Origin of the sequence: Streptomyces aurantiogriseus (assembly GCF_014649375.1) — a bacterium.
In the GTDB taxonomy this organism is placed as follows: domain Bacteria; phylum Actinomycetota; class Actinomycetes; order Streptomycetales; family Streptomycetaceae; genus Streptomyces; species Streptomyces aurantiogriseus.
Genome location: NZ_BMSX01000010.1, coordinates 126239 through 147384, shown reverse-complemented (window position 1 = coordinate 147384; position 21146 = coordinate 126239). Strand labels below are relative to the sequence as shown.

The window sequence follows — 21146 nt, the reverse complement described above, 5'->3', positions numbered from 1 at the left end:
AAGCCGTCCGGCTTGCGGCGGATCCACGCCGCCAGGGCCACGCCCAGCAGGACCGCGCCCGGCAGGACCGCGCAGATCAGCGCCGGGACCGGGAGGCGACCCAGGAAGACCAGCGAGGCGATCAGGGACTTCCGGCTGTTTCTTCCGTTGTTCCGCCGGCGGATTTCCGTGCGGCGGACGCGGTGTCCTAACGGTCCAGATCGGGGCGCACGATCAGCCGCCTGCCGCGCAACTCGGCCTTCTCCATGCGCAGATGCGCGTCCGCCATCGCGCTCAGCGGAATGCGCTCGGTGCGCCGCGGCCGGAGCCCGCCCGACGTCAGCAGTCGGTTGATGGCGACGGCGGCCTCGGCGAGCTGGTCGGTCGTGGCGTGCGAGATGACGAACCCGAGGATCGACGCGTCCTTCATGTAGAGCGGTCCGACGGGCAGCGTGGGCCGAGCGGCGACCCCCGCGAACAGCACGATCCGGCCACGGGGCGCCAGCTGCTCCACCGCCAGGGGAAGGTCGTTCGTACCGGAGGAGTCCACGTAGACGTCGATCCCGCCGGGGCAGGCGGCACGCAGTGCCTTGTCCAGGCCGGGGTCGCGGTAGTCGAGGGTCGCGGCGGCGCCCAGTTCCGTGACGTAGTCGGCGTCACCGGCGGAGGCGGTGGCCACCACGCGGGCGCCCGCCTCCGCGGCCAGGGTGACCAGGGCGCTGCCGACGTTACCGGCGGCGCCCGCCACGAACACCGTCTCACCGAGCCGGACGCGGGCATGGGTGAACAGGGCCAGATAGGCCGTCGCCGCGGGGTGGAACACCGCGACGGCCTGCTCCGGATCCACTCCGGGCGGCAGGTGGTAGAGCCGGTCGGCCGGGACCACCGCCCGCTCGGCGGCCGCGCCCTGACGGCCGCCGTGGCCGAGGCTGTTGCACCACACAAGGTCTCCCGGGCGGAAGCCGGGCGCCCCCGGACCAGCCTCGACGACGGTGCCGACGAGGTCACGGCCGACGGCCAGGGGAAGGGGGACAGGGGTGCGGAAGACCCCTGAGCGGACGAAGGTGTCGACCGAATTGACCGTGGTGCACACGACCGCGACCAGCACGTCGGTCGGTCCCGGGCGGGGCTCGGGCAGATCACCGTAGCGGATTCCGTCCGCCGGCCCGAGTTCTGTGATGTAGGCGGCACGCATGACCCCAGACTGTCCCGTGCGCCGCGGCCGGGCATGGTGCCACACCGGAACGCATCCAGTCCGGCCTGCCGCGGTCCCCGGCATCGAGGTGGAGAACGTGGCGACCACGGCCAAGACCCTGCCCGGCTTTCCCCGCTCTGTGGCGGCGCATGCTGGACGGCGGGTCCGGGGCGGAGCCGGATGGCGGGCTCACCGACGGCTGATGCTCCAGAAGCTGAGGAGAGTGAGGACGCCGAGGCCGACAAGGGTGCCGGCGGCGCCGATCAGCTCCGCGGTCGAGTGCATGGGGACCTCCCAGGGGACGGCAGCGAGCGGGATTGTCATATAGGCATGGCGACCGCTTCCGCCTCGCACTCCGCAGCCGCGCCCTGGCTGAATTCACCCGTGAGGCAGACGCGGCACGGCATCTGCCGGCCGAGCGAGGGGGAGGGTGGGCGGTCCCCTGTTCGAAGGCCTACGATGCTCTGTTGTGTCCAAACTGACCGACGTGCCCAAACGGATCCTGATCGGGCGCGCACTGCGCAGTGATCGGCTCGGAGAAACGCTCCTGCCGAAGCGCATCGCCCTACCCGTCTTCGCCTCCGACCCGCTCTCCTCCGTGGCCTACGCGCCCGGGGAGGTGTTGCTGGTCCTCTCCATCGCGGGTGTGTCGGCCTACCACTTCAGCCCGTGGATCGCGGTCGCGGTCGTCGTGCTGATGTTCACGGTGGTCGCCTCCTACCGGCAGAACGTCCACGCCTACCCCAGCGGCGGCGGTGACTACGAGGTGGCCACCACCAACCTCGGCCCCAAGGCCGGCCTCACCGTCGCCAGCGCGCTGCTCGTCGACTACGTCCTGACCGTCGCCGTCTCCATCTCCTCCGGCATCGAGAACCTCGGCTCCGCGATCCCCTTCGTCGTCGAGCACAAGGTGGCCTGCGCGGTCGCCGTCGTCGTCCTGCTGACGCTGATGAACCTGCGCGGCGTCAAGGAGTCCGGCAAGCTCTTCGCGATCCCGACGTACGTGTTCGTCGCGGGCGTCTTCATCATGATCGCGTGGGGTGCGTTCCGGGAGCTGGTCCTGGACGAGACCATGCGGGCGCCGACCGCGGAGTACACGATCAAGGCCGAGCACCAGGGGCTCGCCGGCTTCGCCCTGCTCTTCCTCCTGCTGCGCGCCTTCTCCTCCGGCTGTGCCGCGCTCACCGGCGTCGAGGCGATCTCCAACGGCGTGCCGGCCTTCCGCAAGCCCAAGTCCAAGAACGCGGCGACCACGCTCGCGATGATGGGCCTGCTGGCCGTCACCATGTTCTGCGGCATCATCGTCCTGGCCCTGGTCACCGACGTCCGCATGGCCGAGAACCCGGCCGCCGACCTGCTCAAGAACGGTGTCGCCGTCGGCTCCGACTACGTCCAGAACCCGGTGATCACCCAGGTCGCCGAGGCCGTGTTCGGCAAGGGCAGCTTCCTCTTCATCGTGCTCGCGGCGGCCACGGCCCTGGTGCTGTTCCTCGCCGCCAACACCGCCTACAACGGCTTCCCCGTCCTCGGCTCGATCCTCGCCCAGGACCGCTACCTGCCCCGCCAGCTGCACACCCGCGGCGACCGCCTGGCCTTCTCCAACGGCATCGTGCTCCTGGCCGGTGCGGCGACCCTGCTGATCGTCCTGTACGGCGCCGACTCCACGCGTCTGATCCAGCTGTACATCGTCGGCGTGTTCGTGTCGTTCACCCTCAGCCAGACCGGCATGGTCCGCCACTGGAACCGCCACCTCGCGAGCGAGACGGATCCCGCCCAGCGCCGCCGCATGATCCGCTCCCGCGCGATCAACACCTTCGGCGCCTTCTTCACCGGCCTGGTCCTGGTCGTCGTCCTCGTCACGAAGTTCACCCACGGCGCGTGGGTCGCCCTGCTCGGCATGGTGATCTTCTACGGGACGATGACCGCCATCCGTCGCCACTACGACGGCGTCTCCGCGGAACTCGCCGCACCCGAGGGCCCCAGCGACGACAGCGTCCGCCCCTCACGCGTGCACTCGGTGCTGCTGATCTCCAAGATCCACCGCCCGACGCTGCGCGCCCTGGCCTACGCCAAGCTGATGCGCTCCGACACCCTGGAGGCGCTCACCGTCAACGTCGACCCGGCCGAGACGAAGGCGCTGCGCGACGAGTGGGAGCGGCGCGGCATCGAGGTCCCGCTGAAGGTCCTCGACTCGCCGTACCGCGAGGTCACACGGCCGGTCATCGAGTACGTCAAGAGCCTGCGCCGGGAGTCGCCGCGCGACGCGGTGTCGGTGATCATCCCCGAGTACGTGGTCGGCCACTGGTACGAGCATCTGCTGCACAACCAGAGCGCGCTCAGGCTGAAGGGCCGGCTTCTGTTCACGCCGGGCGTGATGGTGACCTCGGTGCCGTACCAGCTGCAGTCCTCCGAGGTGGCGAAGAAGCGGGCGCGCAAGCGGCAGGAGTGGAACGCTCCGGGCTCGGTGCGACGCGGTCCCGCGGAGCAGGGCCGGCCCAAGGAACCGTCGGGCTCGGGCGCCTCGGGCACGTCGAGCCCGCAGGACTGACCGCCGTCGCCGCACCGGCTCGTGGTGAACGGCCGGACGACAGCCACGTAGACTGGTGGGCTGTTGTCCGGCCGTTCCTCGTTCGACGTTGTGGAGTCACCCCGCCATGCAGGCAGAACCGAAGAAGTCGCAGGTGGGGTCGCTGGTGGGCGAGGAGTACGAGGTCGAGGTCGGCCCCGTCGCCCACGGCGGCCACTGCATCGCCCGTACGGACTCGGGCCAGGTGCTGTTCGTCCGGCACGCGCTGCCCGGCGAGCGGGCCGTGGCCCGGGTGACCGAGGGCGAGGAGGGCGCGCGGTTCCTGCGCGCGGACGCGGTGGAGATCCTCTCGGCCTCCAAGGACCGGGTCGAGGCGCCCTGCCCGTTCTCCGGCCCCGGCCGCTGCGGCGGCTGCGACTGGCAGCATGCCAAGCCGGGCGCCCAGCGCCGGATGAAGGGCGAGGTGATCGCCGAGCAGCTCCAGCGGCTCGCGGGCCTCACGCCCGAGGAGGCCGGCTGGGACGGCACGGTGATGCCCGCCGAGGGCGACAAGCTGCCGGCGGGCCAGGTGCCGCAGTGGCGGACGCGCGTGCAGTACGCGGTGGACGCCGAGACGGGCCGGGCCGGCCTGCGCCGGCACCGCTCCCACGAGGTCGAGCCGATCGACCACTGCATGATCGCCGTGGAGGGCGTCAGCGAACTGGGCGTCGAGAAGCGGGACTGGAGCGGTATGGCCTCGGTCGAGGCGATCGCGGCGACGGGTTCGCAGGACCGCCAGGTGATCCTCACTCCCCGGCCGGGCGCGCGGCTGCCGATCGTCGAGCTGGACCGGCCGGTCTCCGTGATGCGGGTGGGGGAGAAGGACGGGGGCGTGCACCGTGTCCACGGCCGCCCCTTCGTCCGCGAGCGCGCGGACGGCCGTACGTACCGCGTCGGCAGCGGCGGCTTCTGGCAGGTCCACCCGAAGGCCGCGGACACCCTGGTGACCGCGGTGATGCAGGGCCTGCTGCCCCGCAAGGGCGAGACGGCGCTCGACCTGTACTGCGGGGTCGGCCTCTTCGCGGGCGCGCTGGCCGACCGGCTCGGCGAGAAGGGCGCGGTGCTCGGCATCGAGTCCGGCAAGCGCGCCGTCGAGGACGCCCGGCACAACCTCGCGGGCTTCGACCGCGTACGCATCGAACAGGGCAAGGTCGAGAGCGTGCTGCCGCGCACCGGCATCACCGAGGTCGACCTCATCGTCCTGGACCCGCCGCGCGCGGGGGCCGGGCGGAAGACGGTGGAGCACCTGACCTCGCTGGGAGCGCGGAGGATCGCGTACGTGGCATGCGATCCGGCGGCGTTGGCGCGGGACCTGGGGTACTTCCGGGACGGGGGGTACCGGGTGCGGACGTTGCGGGCGTTCGATCTGTTTCCGATGACGCATCACGTGGAGTGCGTGGCCATCCTCGAACCCACCGAAAAAGGTCGCTGACCTGCGACTTTGATAGGTGTGCACGATGTGCGTCAGGGCGATGTCCTGGCGTTGAAATGACGCTCGTGAGGCTCATCGGGCCTCAGAATTCGTGCACCACGCTCTTGGGCGCCTTACTCAGGAGCGGGGTGGCGGCATGAGTCAGATCGCTCTCCCCCGCTTCATGCGCGATGGCACCGGCCGGCTTGCCCGCGGTCGCCAAGGCGTGTTGCCCACTGCGGGGCGGGTGAGCGCTTCCTTATGGGAACAGGAGGCGGTCGCGTACCGACAGGTGGGGCGTCACCTGAATCTCCATGGTCCCCGTGCACTCGACCGTGCTGAATTCGACGGAAATGTGCTTGGTTGACTGCCCTGAGGTGAAGGAAAGGCGTGTTGCGCTTTCGCGGAAGAAATCCAGTATCTCGATTCCCTGATCGTTCACCCAGTGGATCCTCACTGACCTTGGCAGCGCATCGTAGGCAAAAATGAGCGATTGTCCGGAATCGTCGTGCAGGGTGAGAACGCGTGCGCCACTCTCGTCAGAATCCGGCCATTCGCCGATGGACTCGTAGACCTCTTCGTCGTCGGGGGTGAGGAACTCCCGGTACACGTCCGCCTTCACTTTCCACTGTGCGGCGGCCAGTGGTCCAGGCTGCCGTGGATGATGCTCGTGACGCTCATCGGACCTCAGAATTCGTGCACTACCACCCAGTAGTCGGATTCTTCGACCGAGGCGGCACACAGGTGGCGGCCGTCAACCGAAACGGCGACGAACTCGGGTGAACCCGTCACCCCGGAGATACGTGACGGGAGGCTCTTGCCGACCGGGTCCTTCACGCGCACCCAGCCGACCTCGCTCCCGCCGGGTGTGGGCGGGAGGATGAGGAACTCTCCGTTCTCCCCGTAGAGCGAAGCTTGTGAAGCATGGTGATGCCACGCCTCGTCCAGTTTGTCGGCGGCGTGGGCGGTGGAGGCGGGGATCGCGACGACCGGTTCCACCTCGAATCCGCTGACCGCATAGATGGCGGCGTTCACGGGTGGGCCGTCAGGTGCCGCCTCCCCCTTCACCTCAAGTCCACAGCGCCCAAGGGTGTCCAGCCACTCCGGTGCCTGCCGGTCCTTCATGATCCCTGACCTTTCATCGGTCCCCACGGCATTCAGCCGCCTTCGTAGAACAGGTGATGGTCGCCACCCGATTTGTTTATCTTGGCATATCTCTCCATGGACTCCGGATAGCCGAGGCTACCGTCGGGTCGCTGCACCCTTGCATTGTCCCAGCCGAAGTTGACGAAGTTCCGGGTGTCATCGATCTTCGGTTTGCCGGCATGGAAGTGTGGACCTGCCGGATCGTGGGTGTGCTCGACGACCACACGCGAGCCACTGTCCGTTTCGAATTGCCGGAAATTTCCCCAGTGTGCCGGGTCGGGTGAATACACATAACCCGGCGTGTGCTTCAGTTGCTTGTCGCCGGTGACTACCCACTCCGCGATGGGCTCTTCGCCGTAGCGAACACCGGCGAGCTCGAACGCGGCTTTTTCCGCATCCGCGCGGTTCTCGAACGGGTTGCCTTTCTCACCACGCGGATACGGGCTGAGTCCGAGGGGGTCGGACCAGGTGTGGGGGTTGTGGACGTAGGTGGCGGGGTTGGGCGCGGGAGTGAGCCCGAGGGGGTCGGGGGTGAGGTATCGCGCGGTTTCAGGGTCGTAGTGGCGGAACAGGTTGTAGTGCAGGCCGGTTTCCGGGTCGTAGTACTGACCGGGGAAGCGGAGCGGGGTGTAGGCCGTGCTGGATCTGCTCCAGGCGGTGGTGCCCCAGAGGGTGGCGCGGGTGCGCCAGGCGATGTCGCCGTCCTGGCCGATCAACTCGGTAGGGGTCCCGACGAGGTCGGTGGCGATGGCGAAGAAGCGCCGGTCCACCTCGTCCTGACGGGTGTCCGCCGTGATGATGCGCTCGGTCTGTGAGAGTGGAACGCCGGACCGATGGTCCCAGGTGAGGGCGACTGCGCTCGGGAGGTCCGGGTGGTGAACGGTCTGTTCGCAGAGGGTCATGCCGTCCCAGGCGAACCGGACCTCCTCCATCACGCTCTCGTCGTCTGCCAGACGCTGCTTGGCGACGCGGCGGCCCAGGGGGTCGTAGCGGTAGCGCCAGCGGGTCCCGTCCGGGGTGATCACAGAGGTGAGTCGGTTCTCGGCGTCCCATTCGTAGCGCCAGGTATCGGGTTTGCGGGACAGACGGGTCTTCTGCCGCAGGGTGATGCGGCCGATGGCGTCGTGTTCGAAGCGGACGCCTCCGGCGCGGGTGATCGCTGTGCCGGCGTAGGTCCGCGGTCCGGTGGCTTCGTTGCCGGGGTGGGAAGCGGGCCAGGACGCCTCGGTCAGGTTGCCGCTCGCGTCGTAGGCGTACCGCTCGGCCCAACCCTGTGCGTGGACGGCGGTGACTTGGCCGACCGCGTCCAGGTCGAAGGTGCGGGTGCCCGACAAGAGGTCGCTGACAGAGCTGAGGTGGCCGTCCGGGCGGTAGGAGTAGGTACGGCTGTTGAGAGTACGGTCGCCGGCGGTCAGGTGACTGGCGGAGAGCCGCCCGGCCTCGTCCCAGGCCGAGGTGACGGTGAGGGGGGCGGCGAAGTCTGCGAAGACACGAGCCGTTTCACGGCCCGCGACATCATGGGTGAAGACGACCGGGGACCCTCCGGTGGTCAGGCGCTCGGGACGGCCACTGGCGTCGTACGTGTAGGTGGTCACGTGACCGGTGGGAGTGATGCGGCGGGTGCGGCGGCCCACGGCGTTGTACGCGTAACTCATGGCGCGGCCGTCGACGAGCTCGGACTTGACCCGTCCCCGGCGGTCGTACATGTAGAGGAGTTCGCTGTCCGGGCCGGACGCCTGCAGAAGACGTCCGGCCCGGTCGTAGCTGTAGGTGGTCACCTGGCCGTCGGCGTCCTTCCGGATCACCCGGCCGAGTTGGTCTCGCTCGAAGGAGATGATGTGGCCGAGCGAGTCGGTTCGGGAGGCGAGTTGTCCGGCGGGGTCGAGACGGTAGCTGAGGGTTCGGCCGTCGAAGTCGGTCTCCGAGACCATGCGACCGGCCGAGTCGTACTCGTAAGTCCAGCGTGCGCCCTGCGGGTTGGTGACCTGGGTGAGCCGCAGGGCGGCGTCGTACCCGAATTCGTACCGGGCTCCGTTCGGCTGGGTGCGGGCGGCGAGGAGGTCGAAGTGGGTGTACTCGAACCGGGTCACCCCGCCGACCGGGTCGGTGTGGGTGAGGCGGTTGCCCTCGCCGTCGTAGGTCCATGACTCGGTGGCGCCGTTCGGGGCCTCCCGGCGGATCACATTGCCGTCTGCGTCCCACTGGAGACAAGTGACGCCGCCTGTGGGGTCGGTGACGCGTCTTGCATGTCCGAGGGCGTCGCGCTGAAGATGAGTGGTCCCGCCGGCCGGGTCGATGACCTGCAGGGGCTGGCCCATGGCGTCGCAGCGGACTGTGGTGACGGCTCCCAGCGCGTCGGTGATCGACGTCAGGCATCCCCGAGCGTCGTAGGCGTACCGGGTCGTATGGCCGGCCGGATCGGTGACCGCTACCCGGTTGCCGCGCTCGTCGAAGCTCTGGAGCCAGCGGCTGCCGTCCGGGCCGTGGAGGTCCGTGTACCTCCCGAACGGGCCAGGCTTCATGACGAGTCGACTGCTGTCCGGGCGGAGCACGGCGACCAGGCGGTCGTTCTCGTCGTAGGTGTAGGCGGTGGTGCGGCCCAGCGGGTCGGTGCGGGTCAGCAGGTTGCCGTGGGTGTCGTAGGTGGAGCGGGTGGTGTGGCCGAGGGGGTCGGTGGTGGCGATCACCCGGCAGTGGTTGTCGATGAGGTGGCGGGTGGTGTGTCCGTCGGCGGTGGTGAGGGTGGTGGTGCGGTGGCCGGTCTCGGGGTCGGGTTCGGTGTAGGTGAGGGTGATCTGGATGTGGCCGGCCTCGCCGCCCTCGGCGATGACGCGGTCGCGGTCGTCGTAGACGTAGTCGTACCGGCTTGCGTTGGAGTCGATCCAGGCGATGACGCGGCGGCGGTCGTCGTAGACGAAGGTGGTGGTGGCGCCCGACGGCTTGGTGACCGTGGTGAGGTTGCCGTCCTCGTAGCCGTAGCCCATGAGGGACAGGTCCGCGCCGCCCTCGCCAGCGTCGGCCAGGGAGAGGGCGGTGACCAGGCCGTCGGTGGTGGTCAGCTTCACCTGGTGGCCCGCCGAGTGGGTCAGGGCCAGTGGCAGGCCGTCCTCGGTGCGGTCGACGGTGATCGTGTGGCCGTTGCGTTCGGTGACGGTCGACAGCCAGGCCGTGCCGTCGTCGCCCGGTTCGGTGCCGGGCGGGGCGGTGAAGTGGCGGGTCAGGCCGCTGTGGGGGTCGGTGACCGTGTAGTCGCCGTCCGTGTCGCGGGCGAGAAGCGTGCGGGTCCTGCCCGATTCCGGTGTGGTCGGCGCGCCGGGCACCGGGTGGGGATAGGTGATCAGGAGGCCGTCGGCGGTGACGTGGATGACGCCGATGGCGTCGATCTCCAGCCGCTCGTCGACGGTGGAGGTCCAGGCCGCTCCAAGGAAGCGGCCGGCCGTGCAGCCCGACTCGGTGCGGCGGGTGAACACCAGCGGCAGGATGCCCGGAACCGCGAGGTCGGTCTGGGGCAGGAACATCCGGCCGGAGGCGAGGTCCACCGGGTCCGTGCCGTCGGTGGTGCGCTCTCCGTCCGGTCGGTTGTGGGTGCCGTCGGGGGCGTCGTCGAGCAGGTTGCGCGCCCGCGCGGCATCGGCGGCGTCCCCGGCGATGCGCACACCTTTGACCGCGGCGCCGCCTCCGCCGGTGGCCACGGTCAGCGCGAGGTCGGGCAGCAGCCGGCCGAAACCCTCCGCCGGGTCCTTCATGAAGTCGCTGATCATCTGCTTGCCGGTGCCGACGGGGTCGTTCGCGGCGACCACCAGCCCCGCGGCCAGGCTGTTCAGAGATGTGGCGTACTCGGCCGGGTGGGTGATGTTGTAGGGGTCCAGGGGATTGACACTGCGGACGAAGTTCAGGATGCCGGCCGTGCCCTTGATCAGGCCACCGCCGACATGGTCCCCCATGATCTGGAATTCCTGGATCCCGTCGCCCAGCTGCTCGGCATACGACGGCTTCTGCGGGGCCGTGTCGCGGGCGGCGCGCACCGCCGAGCGCGCGGTCTCCGCGGCCGTGTTCCGCTGCTTGCGGGCCTCGGCGAGGAGGTCCTGCGCCTCCTGCATCAGCTTCTTGCCCGGGTCGTCGAAGGTCGCCGCGGGCTTGGGAGGCAGCGTGGAGGGGTCGCGCTGGTCGGCGGGCTGGGCGTTGTAGCGGTCGACGGCGCTGTTGAAGTCGTCGACCTTCTTGCGGTGGGCGTCGGCGGCGTCCTCGGACGCCTTGACCCCGTCCTTCCACTTGTCGATCGCCGTCTGCGCCTGACCCTGCGCCCAAGTGACCGTGCCGGCGAACGCCTCCAGCGCGGCGGCCGCCTTCTCACAGGCGTCCGCACCGGTGAACCACTTCGGCGGCTGGGTACCCACGGCCGTCCGCACCGCCTTGGCCGTCTCACCCTTGAGCTGGGAGGAGTCCAGGCCCTTGAGGCCCTCACCGGCGCTGTCGAACGCCGTCTGGAACGCGCGGAGCTTCTCGGCGGTGGAGCGCAGCTTGTCCACACTGCCGTAGATCAGCTTGGTCTTGTCCTCGGTCTGCCCGAGGTCCATCTCGTCGACCTCGGCGCCCATCCGGTTGGCGACCGAACGGGACTGCTCACGCACCCAGTCCGCACCGGACTCCCAGCCGACGTCGTCCAGCCGGTCGGCAGTCCACTTCCCCGCGTCCTCGACCCGGTTGCCCACCCACTCGACACCGCCCTCGACCGCGTCCTCCACCGAGTCGGGCGTGATGTCACTGATGAAGTCGCCGATACCCACGCTCAGTTCCCCCCGGACTCACCCTGCCGCTGCGCCTGCTGCGCGCGCTCCTCGGGCGACGGCCCGAAGGTGTCGTCCAGCGCCTGGTTCCACTCATCGTCGGAGATACCCAACGCGTCGTTGAGCACCTCCGACCGCTGCCCGCCCTGACCCTCGGTGAGCACCGTGCGGCCGGTGTCCTTCCAGGTCTGCTCGATGTCCTGACCGGCCTTGTCGAACGACTCCGCACTCCAGTCCGGATCCAGCGCGTCCGGCGTGAACACATCGCCCCAGTCCTGCCGGGCGATCTCCTCCTCACTGGCGTGCGGGTTACCGCCGAACAGGGCGTTGACGCCCACCTTCAGCGAGCCCGCCACGTACTGGTCGTGCTCCCACTGGGTGCCCGCCGCCAGACCCAGAAGATTCGCGATCGCACTGGCATCGCTCACCAAAGCACGCACCCCCCACTCCCAGCGCTCACAGAAGTCCTCGAAATCGACCGAGAGACCGTGATGCCCGGCCTCCATCCCCGTCACCGCCAGCTCCGAGAACCCCTTGCCCATCACCGAACCCGTGGCACCGCCCAGTTCACCGAGCTGGTCGATGGTCGCACCCACGCCCTGCGTGAACTTCGCGACGGCCGCCTTGCCCAGCCGCAGGTCCTGCCCGTCACCGCCCATGACCGCCCTCCTCTCCCGCCCGGCCGGCGTCGACCGCGACCGCGTCCGGAACGATGCCGGCGGCCGGCGGGAAGAACATCGACCCGTCCTCCGTGGCGATATCGACAGCGAGACCGGCGGGCTCGTTCAGGGACGGCACGATCTCGTCGACGATGCGCGCACCCAACAACGCCGCGTAATCCATCGGCCGGTCACCGGATCCGTGATGCAGGGCGAACCGGGCCAGCGCGGCCTCGTCGGTGAACCCGCAGACCCACCGCACCCCGCCCGAACGCACCGACCACAGACCCCCGTCAGCCACCGGCACCAGAAGGACCGAACGCCGCATCTCACCGACCAGCGCCCGAGGATCCCCAACACCCGTTCTCTGCTCGGCGATCCGCTCGGCCAGCGCTGTCCTTGCCCGCTCCACGACCCCTCCCTCGCCCTCGGTGACTGGTGGCACTGTAGGTCAGACGTGCGTGCAGGTGCCGGTGGTTCTCCTGGCGGTCATCCAAGCCCCGCATGTCGTCCACAGGACGAGACCGCCGTGGGCGGCCCGTCCTCGCGGTGCGGGTTCGAGCCGTCCGATGCCACCGAGGGGCGCGTTCGCGACTCGGCATCGAGCCGGACCGCAGGCCGCCGCCTCCTCCTTCGCGAACGTGGAGCGCCGGATCCGGCACGGTACGAGGAAGCGGCTCAGGGCGCCCGGCAGGAGGCGTCACTTCAGGCGCTTGGTGGTGGGGCGGCCGTCCCAGCGGTATCGCGGGGTCGCGCGGTGGATGAGCATACGCAGCGTGACGATCGCGGCGGACAGGTAGAGGTAGAAGCGGGCGACTCAGATTCAAGCGGTGGTGACACAGGTCACTTCGCCAGTGCGTCACAAGCGGGCGTTGGGCGGCATCCCGTGTGTGATCCGATTTCACAACGGGAGGCAGACATGAGGGTCGTGGTGGTGGGCGCCGGTTATGCGGGAACGATCGCGGCGAACCGCCTGGCGAAGAAGGTGCCGGACGCCGGGATTACGGTGATCAACCCACGCCTGGACTTCGTCGAGCGGGTGCGGCTGCACGAGCAGATCGCCGGGACAGGCCAGGCGGCAACCCCGCTCGCCTCGATGCTCCGCGCGGGGATCACTTCGCGTGTCGGCACCGTCGACACGATCGGCGACGGCTGCGTCACCCTCGAAGACGGCGCGCGCCTCGGGTTCGACTACCTGTTCCTGGCCGTCGGAAGCACGGTCGTGCCCATGCCGGGTACGGTCCCGGTGGGGACGTGGGAGGGTGCCGCGCAGGCTCGCACCGGGCTGGCCGAGCTCTCTGCCGGGGGTGCCGTTACCGTGATCGGTGGCGGTCTGACGGGCATCGAGACGGCATCCGAGCTGGCCGGGGCACGGCCCGATCTGCACCTGCGACTGGTGGGGGCGTCGATGGCGGCGAGCCTCTCCCCCCGGGCGCAGCAGCGGGTGCGCGCCGGACTGGATCGGTTGGGGGTGGAGGTCGTGGAGGACATGGCCGTGGAGGTGGTGGTCGGGTCAGGACGGGGAGACAGCGTCGTGCGTCTGCGGTCGGGCGCGGAACTCGTCTCAGACCTCACGCTGTGGGCGATCCTGGAGGCCGTTCCCGATCTGGCTGCCCGCAGCGGGCTGGAGGTGAACCGTGAAGGGCGTGTGGTCGTGGATGAGTTCCTGCGCAGTGTGAACGACGCGCGCATCTTCGCCGTCGGGGACTGCGCGGCGGTTCCGGGCGCGCGGTTGTGCTGCGCGACTGCCTCGCCGCAGGGTGCGCATGCGGCCGACAACCTGGCCCGCATCGTCAAGGGGCGCAAGCCCGAGCCGTACTCCATGGGGTACGCCGGACAGGCCCTCAGCCTGGGGCGCAAGGACGGACTGGTGCAGGCCAGTCGCAGGGACGACACGGTGCGGCGGCTGTACATCGCCGGGCGCGCCGCGGCCGTTGCCAAGGAGGGCGTGTCCCGCTACGCGAAGTACGGCTCCCGCACTGCCAACTACGCCTGGATACCGGGGACGAAGTGACTGAGCAGCCGACCCCCGAGGACGAGTTCACGGCTCACCGCCCGCTGCTGTTCTCGATCGCCTACGAGATCCTGGGGTCGGTGGTCGACGCCGAAGACGTGGTGCAGGACAGCTACCTTCGGTGGCGCACCGTAGACCTCACCTCGGTGGCAAACCCCCGGGCGTACCTCGCGCAGATCGTCACCCGACAGGCGCTCGGTGTACTGCGGTCCGCCGCCCGCCGACGGGAGGAGTACGTGGGGCCCTGGCTGCCGGAGCCGTTGGCGACTGATACCGCCGAGGGCGGGGGGCCCGACGGCATCGACCATGTGCTCACCGGAGAAGCCGTGACCACCGCGATGCTGCTGGTGCTGGAGACGCTGACGCCGAACCAGCGCGCCGTGTTCGTGCTACGCGAGGTGTTCGACTTCAGCTACCCGGAGATCGCCGCGGCGATCGGTAAGTCCGAGGAAGCCGTGCGCCAACTCAACCAGCGCGCCCGCAACCAGGTGCACGCAAAACGGCACACGGCGGTCGCACCGCCTTCCGAGGCGGCCGCGGTCACCGCACGCTTCTCGATCGCGGCAACCACGGGCGACGTCCAGGGGCTGATGGACGTGCTGGCGCCCGACGTGGTGTACCTCGCCGACGGAGGCGGCGTGGTGCATGCCGTACGCCGGCCCGTGCATGGACCCGACAAGGTCGCGCGGTTGGTGATCGGCCTGTTCGCCAAGGGCGTCCGGATGGGCGAACTCGACCTGCGCTTCGGTACCTACAACGGAATGCACTCGGTGGCCGTTCTCATCGACGGAGTACTCGACCAGGTGACCTCCATCGAGGTTCGCAACGGCGTCGTGACGGCCGTGTACTGCGTCCGCAACCCCCACAAGCTCACGGCCGTGGAGGTCTGAGCCACCGCTGCGTGAGGGCACGGGACGTCTCCTGAAGGCATGGCCCAACCGGTGACGCCTTGCCCCAGGCGCGCTGGTGGCCGGCGGGGCCCCGGAGGTAAGGGCTGGCACGAGCCCAGGTGATCATGGAGTTCTACGCCCTGTAGGCGTACGACCGCATGATCGGCCTGGAGCTCGACGAACTGTCCGTGGACGGCTGCATCACCAAGGCCCCGTGCGGCAGCGAGGCTGCCCGGCGCTCCCCGGTGGACCGTGGCAAACAGGGCCTGAAGCGCTCGGTGGTGTGGCAGCGGTCAAGGGCGGTCGCCCGAGCGCCTGACACCTGCTCACCGCCCCCTCCACCGCACCCCTGTAGCGACCGCAGCCGCCACACCCCCCGCGGCAAGCCCCGCCCCTGCCACGGCCAGCGCCCGGGCGGACCGGCGCGGAGGCGAAGGCCGGGCGCCCGGAGCGGTCGCGTAGGCCGAGCCCGCGCCGGTCCCCGCGCCGGCTCCGGCACCGGACTCCGGCAGCCCCGTCGCCAGGAGTTCCGCCAGGTGCACCGCCTCGTGGCCGCCGCTGTCCAGTTCGTGGATCTGGGTGCGGCAGCTGAAGCCGTCGGCGAGGACGGGGGTTTCGGGGGCGGTGGCGCGCAGGCGGGGCAGGAGGGCGCGTTCCGCGCAGGCCTCGCTGACGTCGAGGTGGCCGGGGGTGAAGCCGAAGTTGCCGGCCAGGCCGCAGCAGCCGGACTCCAGGGGCTCGGCGTCGACGCCCGCGCGGCGCAGGAGGTCGCGGTCGGCATCCCAGCCCATGATCGCGTGCTGGTGGCAGTGCACCTGGGCGAGGGCGTGTGCGGCGTGGGCCGGGACCTGCGGGGGCTCGTAGCCGGGGCTGTGCTCGGTGAGGAGTTCGGCGAGGGTCACCGTGTGGTGGCGCAGTCGGCGTACGTCGTGGTCGCCGGGGAAGAGGTCGGTGGCGTCGGAGCGGAAGACGGCCGCACAGCTCGGTTCCAGGCCGACCACCAGGCCACCGGCGCGGACGTGGCCGGCGAGGTGACGGACGGTGCGGGTCAGGACACGCTTGGCGGTGGCGAGCTGACCGGTGGAGATCCAGGTCAGGCCGCAGCACAGGGGCTCGGCGGGCATCGTCACCCGCCAGCCCGCCGCCTCCAGGACGCGGACGGCGGCCTGCCCGAGGTGCGGGTGGAAGTGGTTGGTGAAGGTGTCCGGCCAGAGGAGGACCGTGCCGCGGGTGCCGTCGCCGGACGGCTCGTGGCGGGCGTACCACTGCTGGAGGGTCTCGTTCGCGAACAGGGGGATCTCGCGGTCCTCGATCCCCGCCACGGCGACGGCCGCCTTCGTCAGCGGAGGAATGTGCGTGAGGGTGTTGATCAGCGGGGCCAGCCGGCTGCGGCCCACTGCCTGCGCGACGGCGGGCAGCCACCCCGTCGACCAGTCCGAGCGCGGCCTGCGCCACGGCCGCCCCTGGTAGTGGTGGGCCAGGAACTCCGCCTTGTACGTGGCCATGTCGACGTCCGCCGGGCAGTCCTGCTTGCACCCCTTGCAGGCCAGGCACAGGTCGAGGGCGTCCCGCACCGCCTTTGACCGCCAGCGGTCGCGCAGCGCGCCGTCGCCGTGCCCGTCGAGCATCTCGAACAGCAGCCGGGCCCGCCCGCGCGTGGAGTGCTCCTCCTCCCGTGTGACCTGGTACGACGGGCACATCACCGCGCCGCCCTCGGTGCTCTGCTGCCGGCACTTGCCGACCCCGACACAGCGGTTGGCGGCCTCCGCGAACGACCCCCCGTCGTGCGGGAAACGGAAGTACAGGTCCTGCGGGTCGTACGGCGCCCAGTGGCCGCCGAGCCGCAGGTTCTCGTCGAGCCGGTACGGGGCCACGACCTTGCCCGGGTTCATCCGGTCCCCGGGGTCGAACACGGCCTTGAGCCGCCCGAAGGCCTCGACGAGCTCCTCCCCGAACATACGGGGCAGCAGCTCGCCCCGGCTCTGACCGTCACCGTGCTCACCGGAGAGGGAGCCGCCGAACTCCACGACGAGGTCGGCGGCCCGCTCCATGAAGCGGCGGTAGGCGGCCACACCGTCCGCCGTGTACAGGTCGAACGGGATACGGGTGTGGACGCAGCCCTGGCCGAAGTGGCCGTACAGGCTGGGCCCGGTGTCGCTGAGAAAGCCGAACTCCTCGAAGAGCGCGCGCAGTCGGCGCAGGTAGTCGCCCAGTTTCCCGGGCGGCACCGCCGAGTCCTCCCAGCCCTCGAAGGTGTCGGGGCGCCCCGGAATGTGCGCGGTGGCTCCCAGCCCGGCCTCACGCACCTGCCACAACTGCTCCTCGTGGACGGGCTCGTCGAGGAAGGCGACCTCGGGATCGTGCTCGCTCTCGTCGAGCGCGTCCAGCATCCGGTGCGCGCGCTCGTCGGCCTCCTCGACGGTGTCCGCGCCGAACTGCACCATCAAGTAGGCGTCCCCGTCCGGGAGTTCGTCGATCGCCCGGGAGTTGAGCCGCTTGATCTCCTCGTCGTGGATCAGCCGCGTGTCGACCCCCTCCAGCGCGATCGGCTCGTACGGCAGGACCGTCGGCACCGCGTCCGCGGCCCGGGTGATGTCCGGGAACCCCAGGACCACCAGGGTGCGTTCCTTCACCACGGGCACCAGTTCCAGCTCCGCGCGCAGGACGGTGACCAGCGTCGACTCGCTGCCGACCAGCAGGCCGGCGACGTCGAAGCCGTGTTCGGGGAGGAGGGAGTCGAGGTTGTAGCCGGAGACACGGCGCGGGATCTTCGGGAATCGGCGGCGGATCTCGTCGGCGTAGGTGTCGCGCAGCGCGCGCAGTCGGCGGAAGACGGCGGCTCGCAGGTCGCCCTGCCGCTCGATCTCGGCGTACTCCTCGTCGCCGGTCTCGCCGCACCAGAAGCGGGTGCCGTCGTAGAGCAGGACCTCCAGGCGGGCGATGTTGTCGACGACCTTGCCGTGCGCCTGGGCGGTGGCGCCGCAGGAGTTGTTGCCGATCATGCCGCCGATCGTGCAGTTCATGTGCGTCGCCGGCTCGGGTCCGAAGCGCAGGCCGGTCGGCGCGAGTTGCCGGTTGAGCTCGTCCAGCACGATGCCGGGCTGGACGACGCAGGTGCGGGCGTCGGTGTCGACGGACTCGACCCGTGTGCAGTACTTCGACCAGTCGAGGACGACCGCGGTGTTGGTGCACTGCCCGGCCAGACTGGTTCCGCCGCCCCGCGACAGCACGGGCGCTCCGTGCTCACGCGCCACGGCCACCGCCTCGACGGCGGCCTCCGGGCTGCGCGGGACGACCACGCCGATGGGCGTCTGCCGGAAGTTGGAGGCGTCCGTCGCGTACACGGCCCTGCTCCCGGCGTCGAACCGCACCTCACCGTCGACACGGGAGCGGAGCGCGGCCTCCAGCGCCGCCGGGTCGAGCGGAGGGGCTGCGGCAGGCCGGATGACAGGATCGGGCAGACCTGTCGCGCCCATGGGGTTCTCCTTCGCATACCGACGAGGCAACAGTGACGTGCGTCCGGCACGACAGGCGCCGGGTACCCCCGCGGCGATCCCGGCATTCGCCGCTGTCGGCCTACGAGCAGGACGTCGCCGGCACGGGCCGGCTCGGCATGAAGAAAGCAGACACCGGCTCTGTAGTCGCTCAGCGGCCGTTGCCCGTCTGTCCCCGCCGTCGCCCGCGTTGGTCGGCTCCGACTCAGCCGTCGCCCGCCCCGGTATCCCCCACCCCCGCCGGGCCGCTGTGCACCGGGCAGGGAGAGCTGCGGGGCCGCGGGATCGTGGTGAGCGTGCTGCTGGAGGGCCGGTCGGGGAGGGCCCAGGACGCTCTGACCGCGGCGATGAGAGGGCGCGCGCTGTACGGCGAGACCTCCAGCTCCTGCCGTGCCTGCGCCAGCAGGTCCGGGTTCCCGTCCGGACTGCGCCGGGCCGCTTCCGCCCGGCGCCGGGCGAGATCCGGACGTCCGAAGATGTCCAGCAGGGTCAGCGAGAAGAGGACGTACGTCGCGGCCTCGTCGATCAGGAGACGGGTCGGTTCCGGGACCTGGGCCGCCGCGGGCCCCAACTGCTGGTCCAGGTCGTAGAAGGCGACGTGGTGCAGCGCCCTGGTCAGATCGGCGGACGGACAGGGGCAGAGGTACTGGAGATGGCCCATGAGGCTGCGGAACGACAGGAGCACGGGGCTCGTCTCGGCCGTCCACTGCTGCTTGGCGAGCAGCGTGCGGAAGCCGGCGAGTGTCTCCGCGAGTTCCTCCAGGATCATCTGCCGGGAGATGTCGGTGAGTTCGTAGAACCGCGTCTTGTCCTCGATCTCCATGATGCGCAGCCCGTAGCGGATGAGGTCGCGGGGGAGCCCTCCCGACAGGCCGTGCACCAGCAGGGTGTAGGGCTCCCGCAGTCCCTGTGTGCGCTGTTCGAGGATGGCCTTGGATTCCGCGAGCGTGCAGGGCTGGACGTGCACGATGTCGTCCAGGGAACTGTCGGTCACCCCGCGGTGCGGCAGACCGCGGCGGACGAAGGAGGCACCCACGTCCTCGGCCACCGAGATGAGGTAGTGGACATGCGGCACGCCCAGGATGGCCTTGATCTCGCCGAGGAACGCCAGCGCCTCGGCGTCCGAGCCCAGCCGGTCCACCTCGTCTATGGCGATGACGACACGGCCCTTGCGGGCGTACCGCTCCTTGGCGATGTCCGTCAGCAGGTCGCGGAAGTCGGAGACCAGCTTCGGCATGGTGGGGGGCACGGTGGACAGCGAAGTCGTGTGCGCGGTCAGCAGTTGGGGCAGTCCGGTGGTGACGGCGGCGGAGGAGGTCTGCACCGTCTGCAGCCGGTAGAGCTGGTCGCGGCACTCGGTGACGAGCGGCGGTTCCGGCTGCGGGACGGTCCATGAGCGGGCCCTGATCAGCAGGACGCCGAGGAGGAGACAGGCGAGACGGAGCGGGTTCCCCGCGTCGGTCGCGACGGCCCGTGACGGTGCGCTCATGAGGAGCGGCAGCAGACCGAACGCGAGCATGCCACCAACACCGGCCTGCAGGTACCGGTTGATGACGACGGTGACACCCCCGACCGTCCACTCGACGTCCGGCGCCAGGAACAGCAGAGCGAGGAGGAGCCCGAGCCCCAGGAGGAGAGCGAGCTCGCCGGGCGATTGGTGAAGCAGGTCGCGTGCGTGCCGGTGGACGTCGGAGTCGAAGAGCAGGGAGACCGGAGCCCCGAGGACCAGCAGGAAACCGCTGAGGCTGCAGAAGTCCGGCCACACGGCCCGCACCTCCGTCCCCAGCCCTGTCGGTCGGCGCATCCACCAGAGCACGAGGCCGATGAGGGCCGCCACGAGGGCCGCACCCACACTCTCCCCGCGCCAGACCGCGGCCGCGGTGCCGGTCAGGTCGCTCCAGAGTTCCCGGGCGCGCAGCAGCACGGGATCGTCGTAGCGTCCTGCGACCGCGCGCAGTGACGCGGACAGCCCGAGGACGACGAGCGCGCCCGCCGCCAGCGCGAAACCGAGGTACCGCGTTACGCGCCCGGCCAGCGGAACGAGGCGCCGCACGGCTCTGTGCAACCCGGACAGACGCGCCACATCGGGGACCGGTGAACCGTGCTCGGTCAGGTAGGTCTCGCAGACCGTGACGAACAGCGACAGCAGGAACTCGTACGGGGAGTAGGTCGCGGGCGCCTGGACGACGACGGCCAGGTCGGCCTCCTCGGCGCAGCTCTCCAGCAGCGTCGACTTTCCCGCCCCGCGCGGCCCGCTGACCGCGATGGTCCCGCCCTCGCGCTGGGCGACCTTGCGGGCCAGGCGGCGGGCCGCCTCGTTGTCGATCACGTACTGCCGGTTCCGCGGCGAGCGCAGCCCCTCGTAGTCGTCCGGCAGCAGCAGGGAGTCGGGATCGTCGCCCAGGAGCGCCTCGACGACCCGCTGCATCAACGGGCCCACGCCCCGGAGTTGGAGATCGAGCCGCCAGCGTCGGTCCGCGGCCTCCGCCTGCCGCTCCCGCACGAAGAGGACGGCCTTCAGGCCGAGTTCGCTCACGTTGTGCCGCACGTGCATGCTCCACAGCGGGTGCCGCCGGACGGCGAGACCGGCCCCGGCCGTCATCAGCGCGAGGACGCCGACGTAGGTCCACGGGGCCGCGACGAGAGACACCAGCAGGCCCAGCGACAGCAGGGCGAGGACGACGGTCTCCGGGGCCGGCGGGTCGTGGAGGTAGTCGACCCTGTCGCGGGTGGTCTCGTGCCGCCGCAGCGCGTGACGGAAGTGCCGCTGGTTCTCCTGGCACGGCTCCAGGGCACGCCGCACGTTCGCTTCCGCCAGCATGGCCACGCGGACGTTCTCCGCGGTGGCCTGGGGCCTCTTGCCCAGGCGCCGTGCGGTAGCCGGGTCGGCCAGACAGACGTCGACCGCGGCCTCGTAGGCCGCAGCCTCTCGTGCGTACCGGAAGAGACCGGCGACCTGCCAGGGCGGGGTCCGGCGTCGCGGCATGGTGGGGCGACCTGCTTTC

The 21146-nt window shown here is 70.4% G+C and carries 12 protein-coding genes and 2 pseudogenes; 5 read left to right on the top strand and 9 right to left on the bottom strand.

Annotated features, from left to right (window positions below):
• Positions 1–187 precede the first annotated feature (187 nt).
• Positions 188–1174 carry an NADPH:quinone reductase gene (locus tag IE263_RS21940; protein WP_189939235.1) on the bottom strand — a complete coding sequence of 329 codons (987 nt, stop codon included), beginning with the start codon at positions 1172–1174 and terminating at the stop codon, positions 188–190.
• Between the two features lie 469 nt (positions 1175–1643).
• On the opposite strand from IE263_RS21940, the gene IE263_RS21935 reads away from it, so the two are divergent.
• Positions 1644–3722: an APC family permease gene (locus IE263_RS21935; protein ID WP_189939234.1), complete on the top strand. Its 2079-nt coding sequence runs from the start codon at positions 1644–1646 to the stop codon at positions 3720–3722.
• 106 nt (positions 3723–3828) lie between these two features.
• Complete coding sequence (locus IE263_RS21930; RefSeq protein ID WP_189939232.1) at positions 3829–5172, top strand: class I SAM-dependent RNA methyltransferase; 1344 nt, start codon at positions 3829–3831, stop codon at positions 5170–5172.
• 238 nt (positions 5173–5410) lie between these two features.
• Here IE263_RS21930 and IE263_RS21925 read toward each other — a convergent pair whose 3' ends face one another.
• From IE263_RS21925 to IE263_RS21900, 6 genes and pseudogenes are all read right to left on the bottom strand, one after another.
• Entirely contained in the window at positions 5411–5761 is a 351-nt protein-coding gene (locus IE263_RS21925) for a hypothetical protein (RefSeq protein ID WP_189939230.1), read from the bottom strand.
• Positions 5762–5838: 77 nt separating this feature from the next.
• A complete protein-coding gene (locus IE263_RS21920) occupies positions 5839–6276 on the bottom strand; it encodes a PH domain-containing protein (RefSeq protein WP_189939228.1) in 438 nt (145 codons plus the stop codon).
• A gap of 32 nt (positions 6277–6308) precedes the next feature.
• Positions 6309–11084, bottom strand: coding sequence for a putative T7SS-secreted protein (locus IE263_RS21915; protein WP_189939226.1), 4776 nt, complete (start codon positions 11082–11084; stop codon positions 6309–6311).
• A gap of 2 nt (positions 11085–11086) precedes the next feature.
• Complete coding sequence (locus IE263_RS21910; RefSeq protein ID WP_189939223.1) at positions 11087–11743, bottom strand: hypothetical protein; 657 nt, start codon at positions 11741–11743, stop codon at positions 11087–11089.
• Positions 11733–12155, bottom strand: coding sequence for a hypothetical protein (locus tag IE263_RS21905; protein ID WP_189939221.1), 423 nt, complete (start codon positions 12153–12155; stop codon positions 11733–11735). Before IE263_RS21905 ends, IE263_RS21910 begins: the two co-directional genes overlap by 11 nt.
• A 288-nt stretch (positions 12156–12443) precedes the next feature.
• Positions 12444–12560 (bottom strand): annotated as a pseudogene (locus IE263_RS21900) (IS5/IS1182 family transposase); the annotation flags it as partial.
• A 102-nt stretch (positions 12561–12662) separates the two neighbouring features.
• On the opposite strand from IE263_RS21900, the gene IE263_RS21895 reads away from it, so the two are divergent.
• The 3 genes and pseudogenes from IE263_RS21895 to IE263_RS21885 all read left to right on the top strand — a co-directional run.
• The gene (locus IE263_RS21895; protein WP_189939219.1) at positions 12663–13757 is read left to right on the top strand and encodes an NAD(P)/FAD-dependent oxidoreductase; all 1095 of its coding nucleotides are present in this window, start codon (positions 12663–12665) and stop codon (positions 13755–13757) included.
• Positions 13754–14647 carry an RNA polymerase sigma-70 factor gene (locus IE263_RS21890; RefSeq protein ID WP_189939217.1) on the top strand — a complete coding sequence of 298 codons (894 nt, stop codon included), beginning with the start codon at positions 13754–13756 and terminating at the stop codon, positions 14645–14647. Before IE263_RS21895 ends, IE263_RS21890 begins: the two co-directional genes overlap by 4 nt.
• A gap of 146 nt (positions 14648–14793) precedes the next feature.
• Positions 14794–14931, top strand: a pseudogene (locus tag IE263_RS21885) (IS5/IS1182 family transposase); the annotation flags it as partial.
• Between the two features lie 42 nt (positions 14932–14973).
• On the opposite strand, the gene IE263_RS21880 reads toward IE263_RS21885, so the two are convergent.
• Positions 14974–18123 carry an FAD-binding and (Fe-S)-binding domain-containing protein gene (locus IE263_RS21880; RefSeq protein WP_189939215.1) on the bottom strand — a complete coding sequence of 1050 codons (3150 nt, stop codon included), beginning with the start codon at positions 18121–18123 and terminating at the stop codon, positions 14974–14976.
• Positions 18124–18346: 223 nt separating this feature from the next.
• Complete coding sequence (locus IE263_RS21875; protein WP_189939214.1) at positions 18347–21127, bottom strand: P-loop NTPase fold protein; 2781 nt, start codon at positions 21125–21127, stop codon at positions 18347–18349.
• Between the last annotated feature and the right edge of the window lie 19 nt (positions 21128–21146).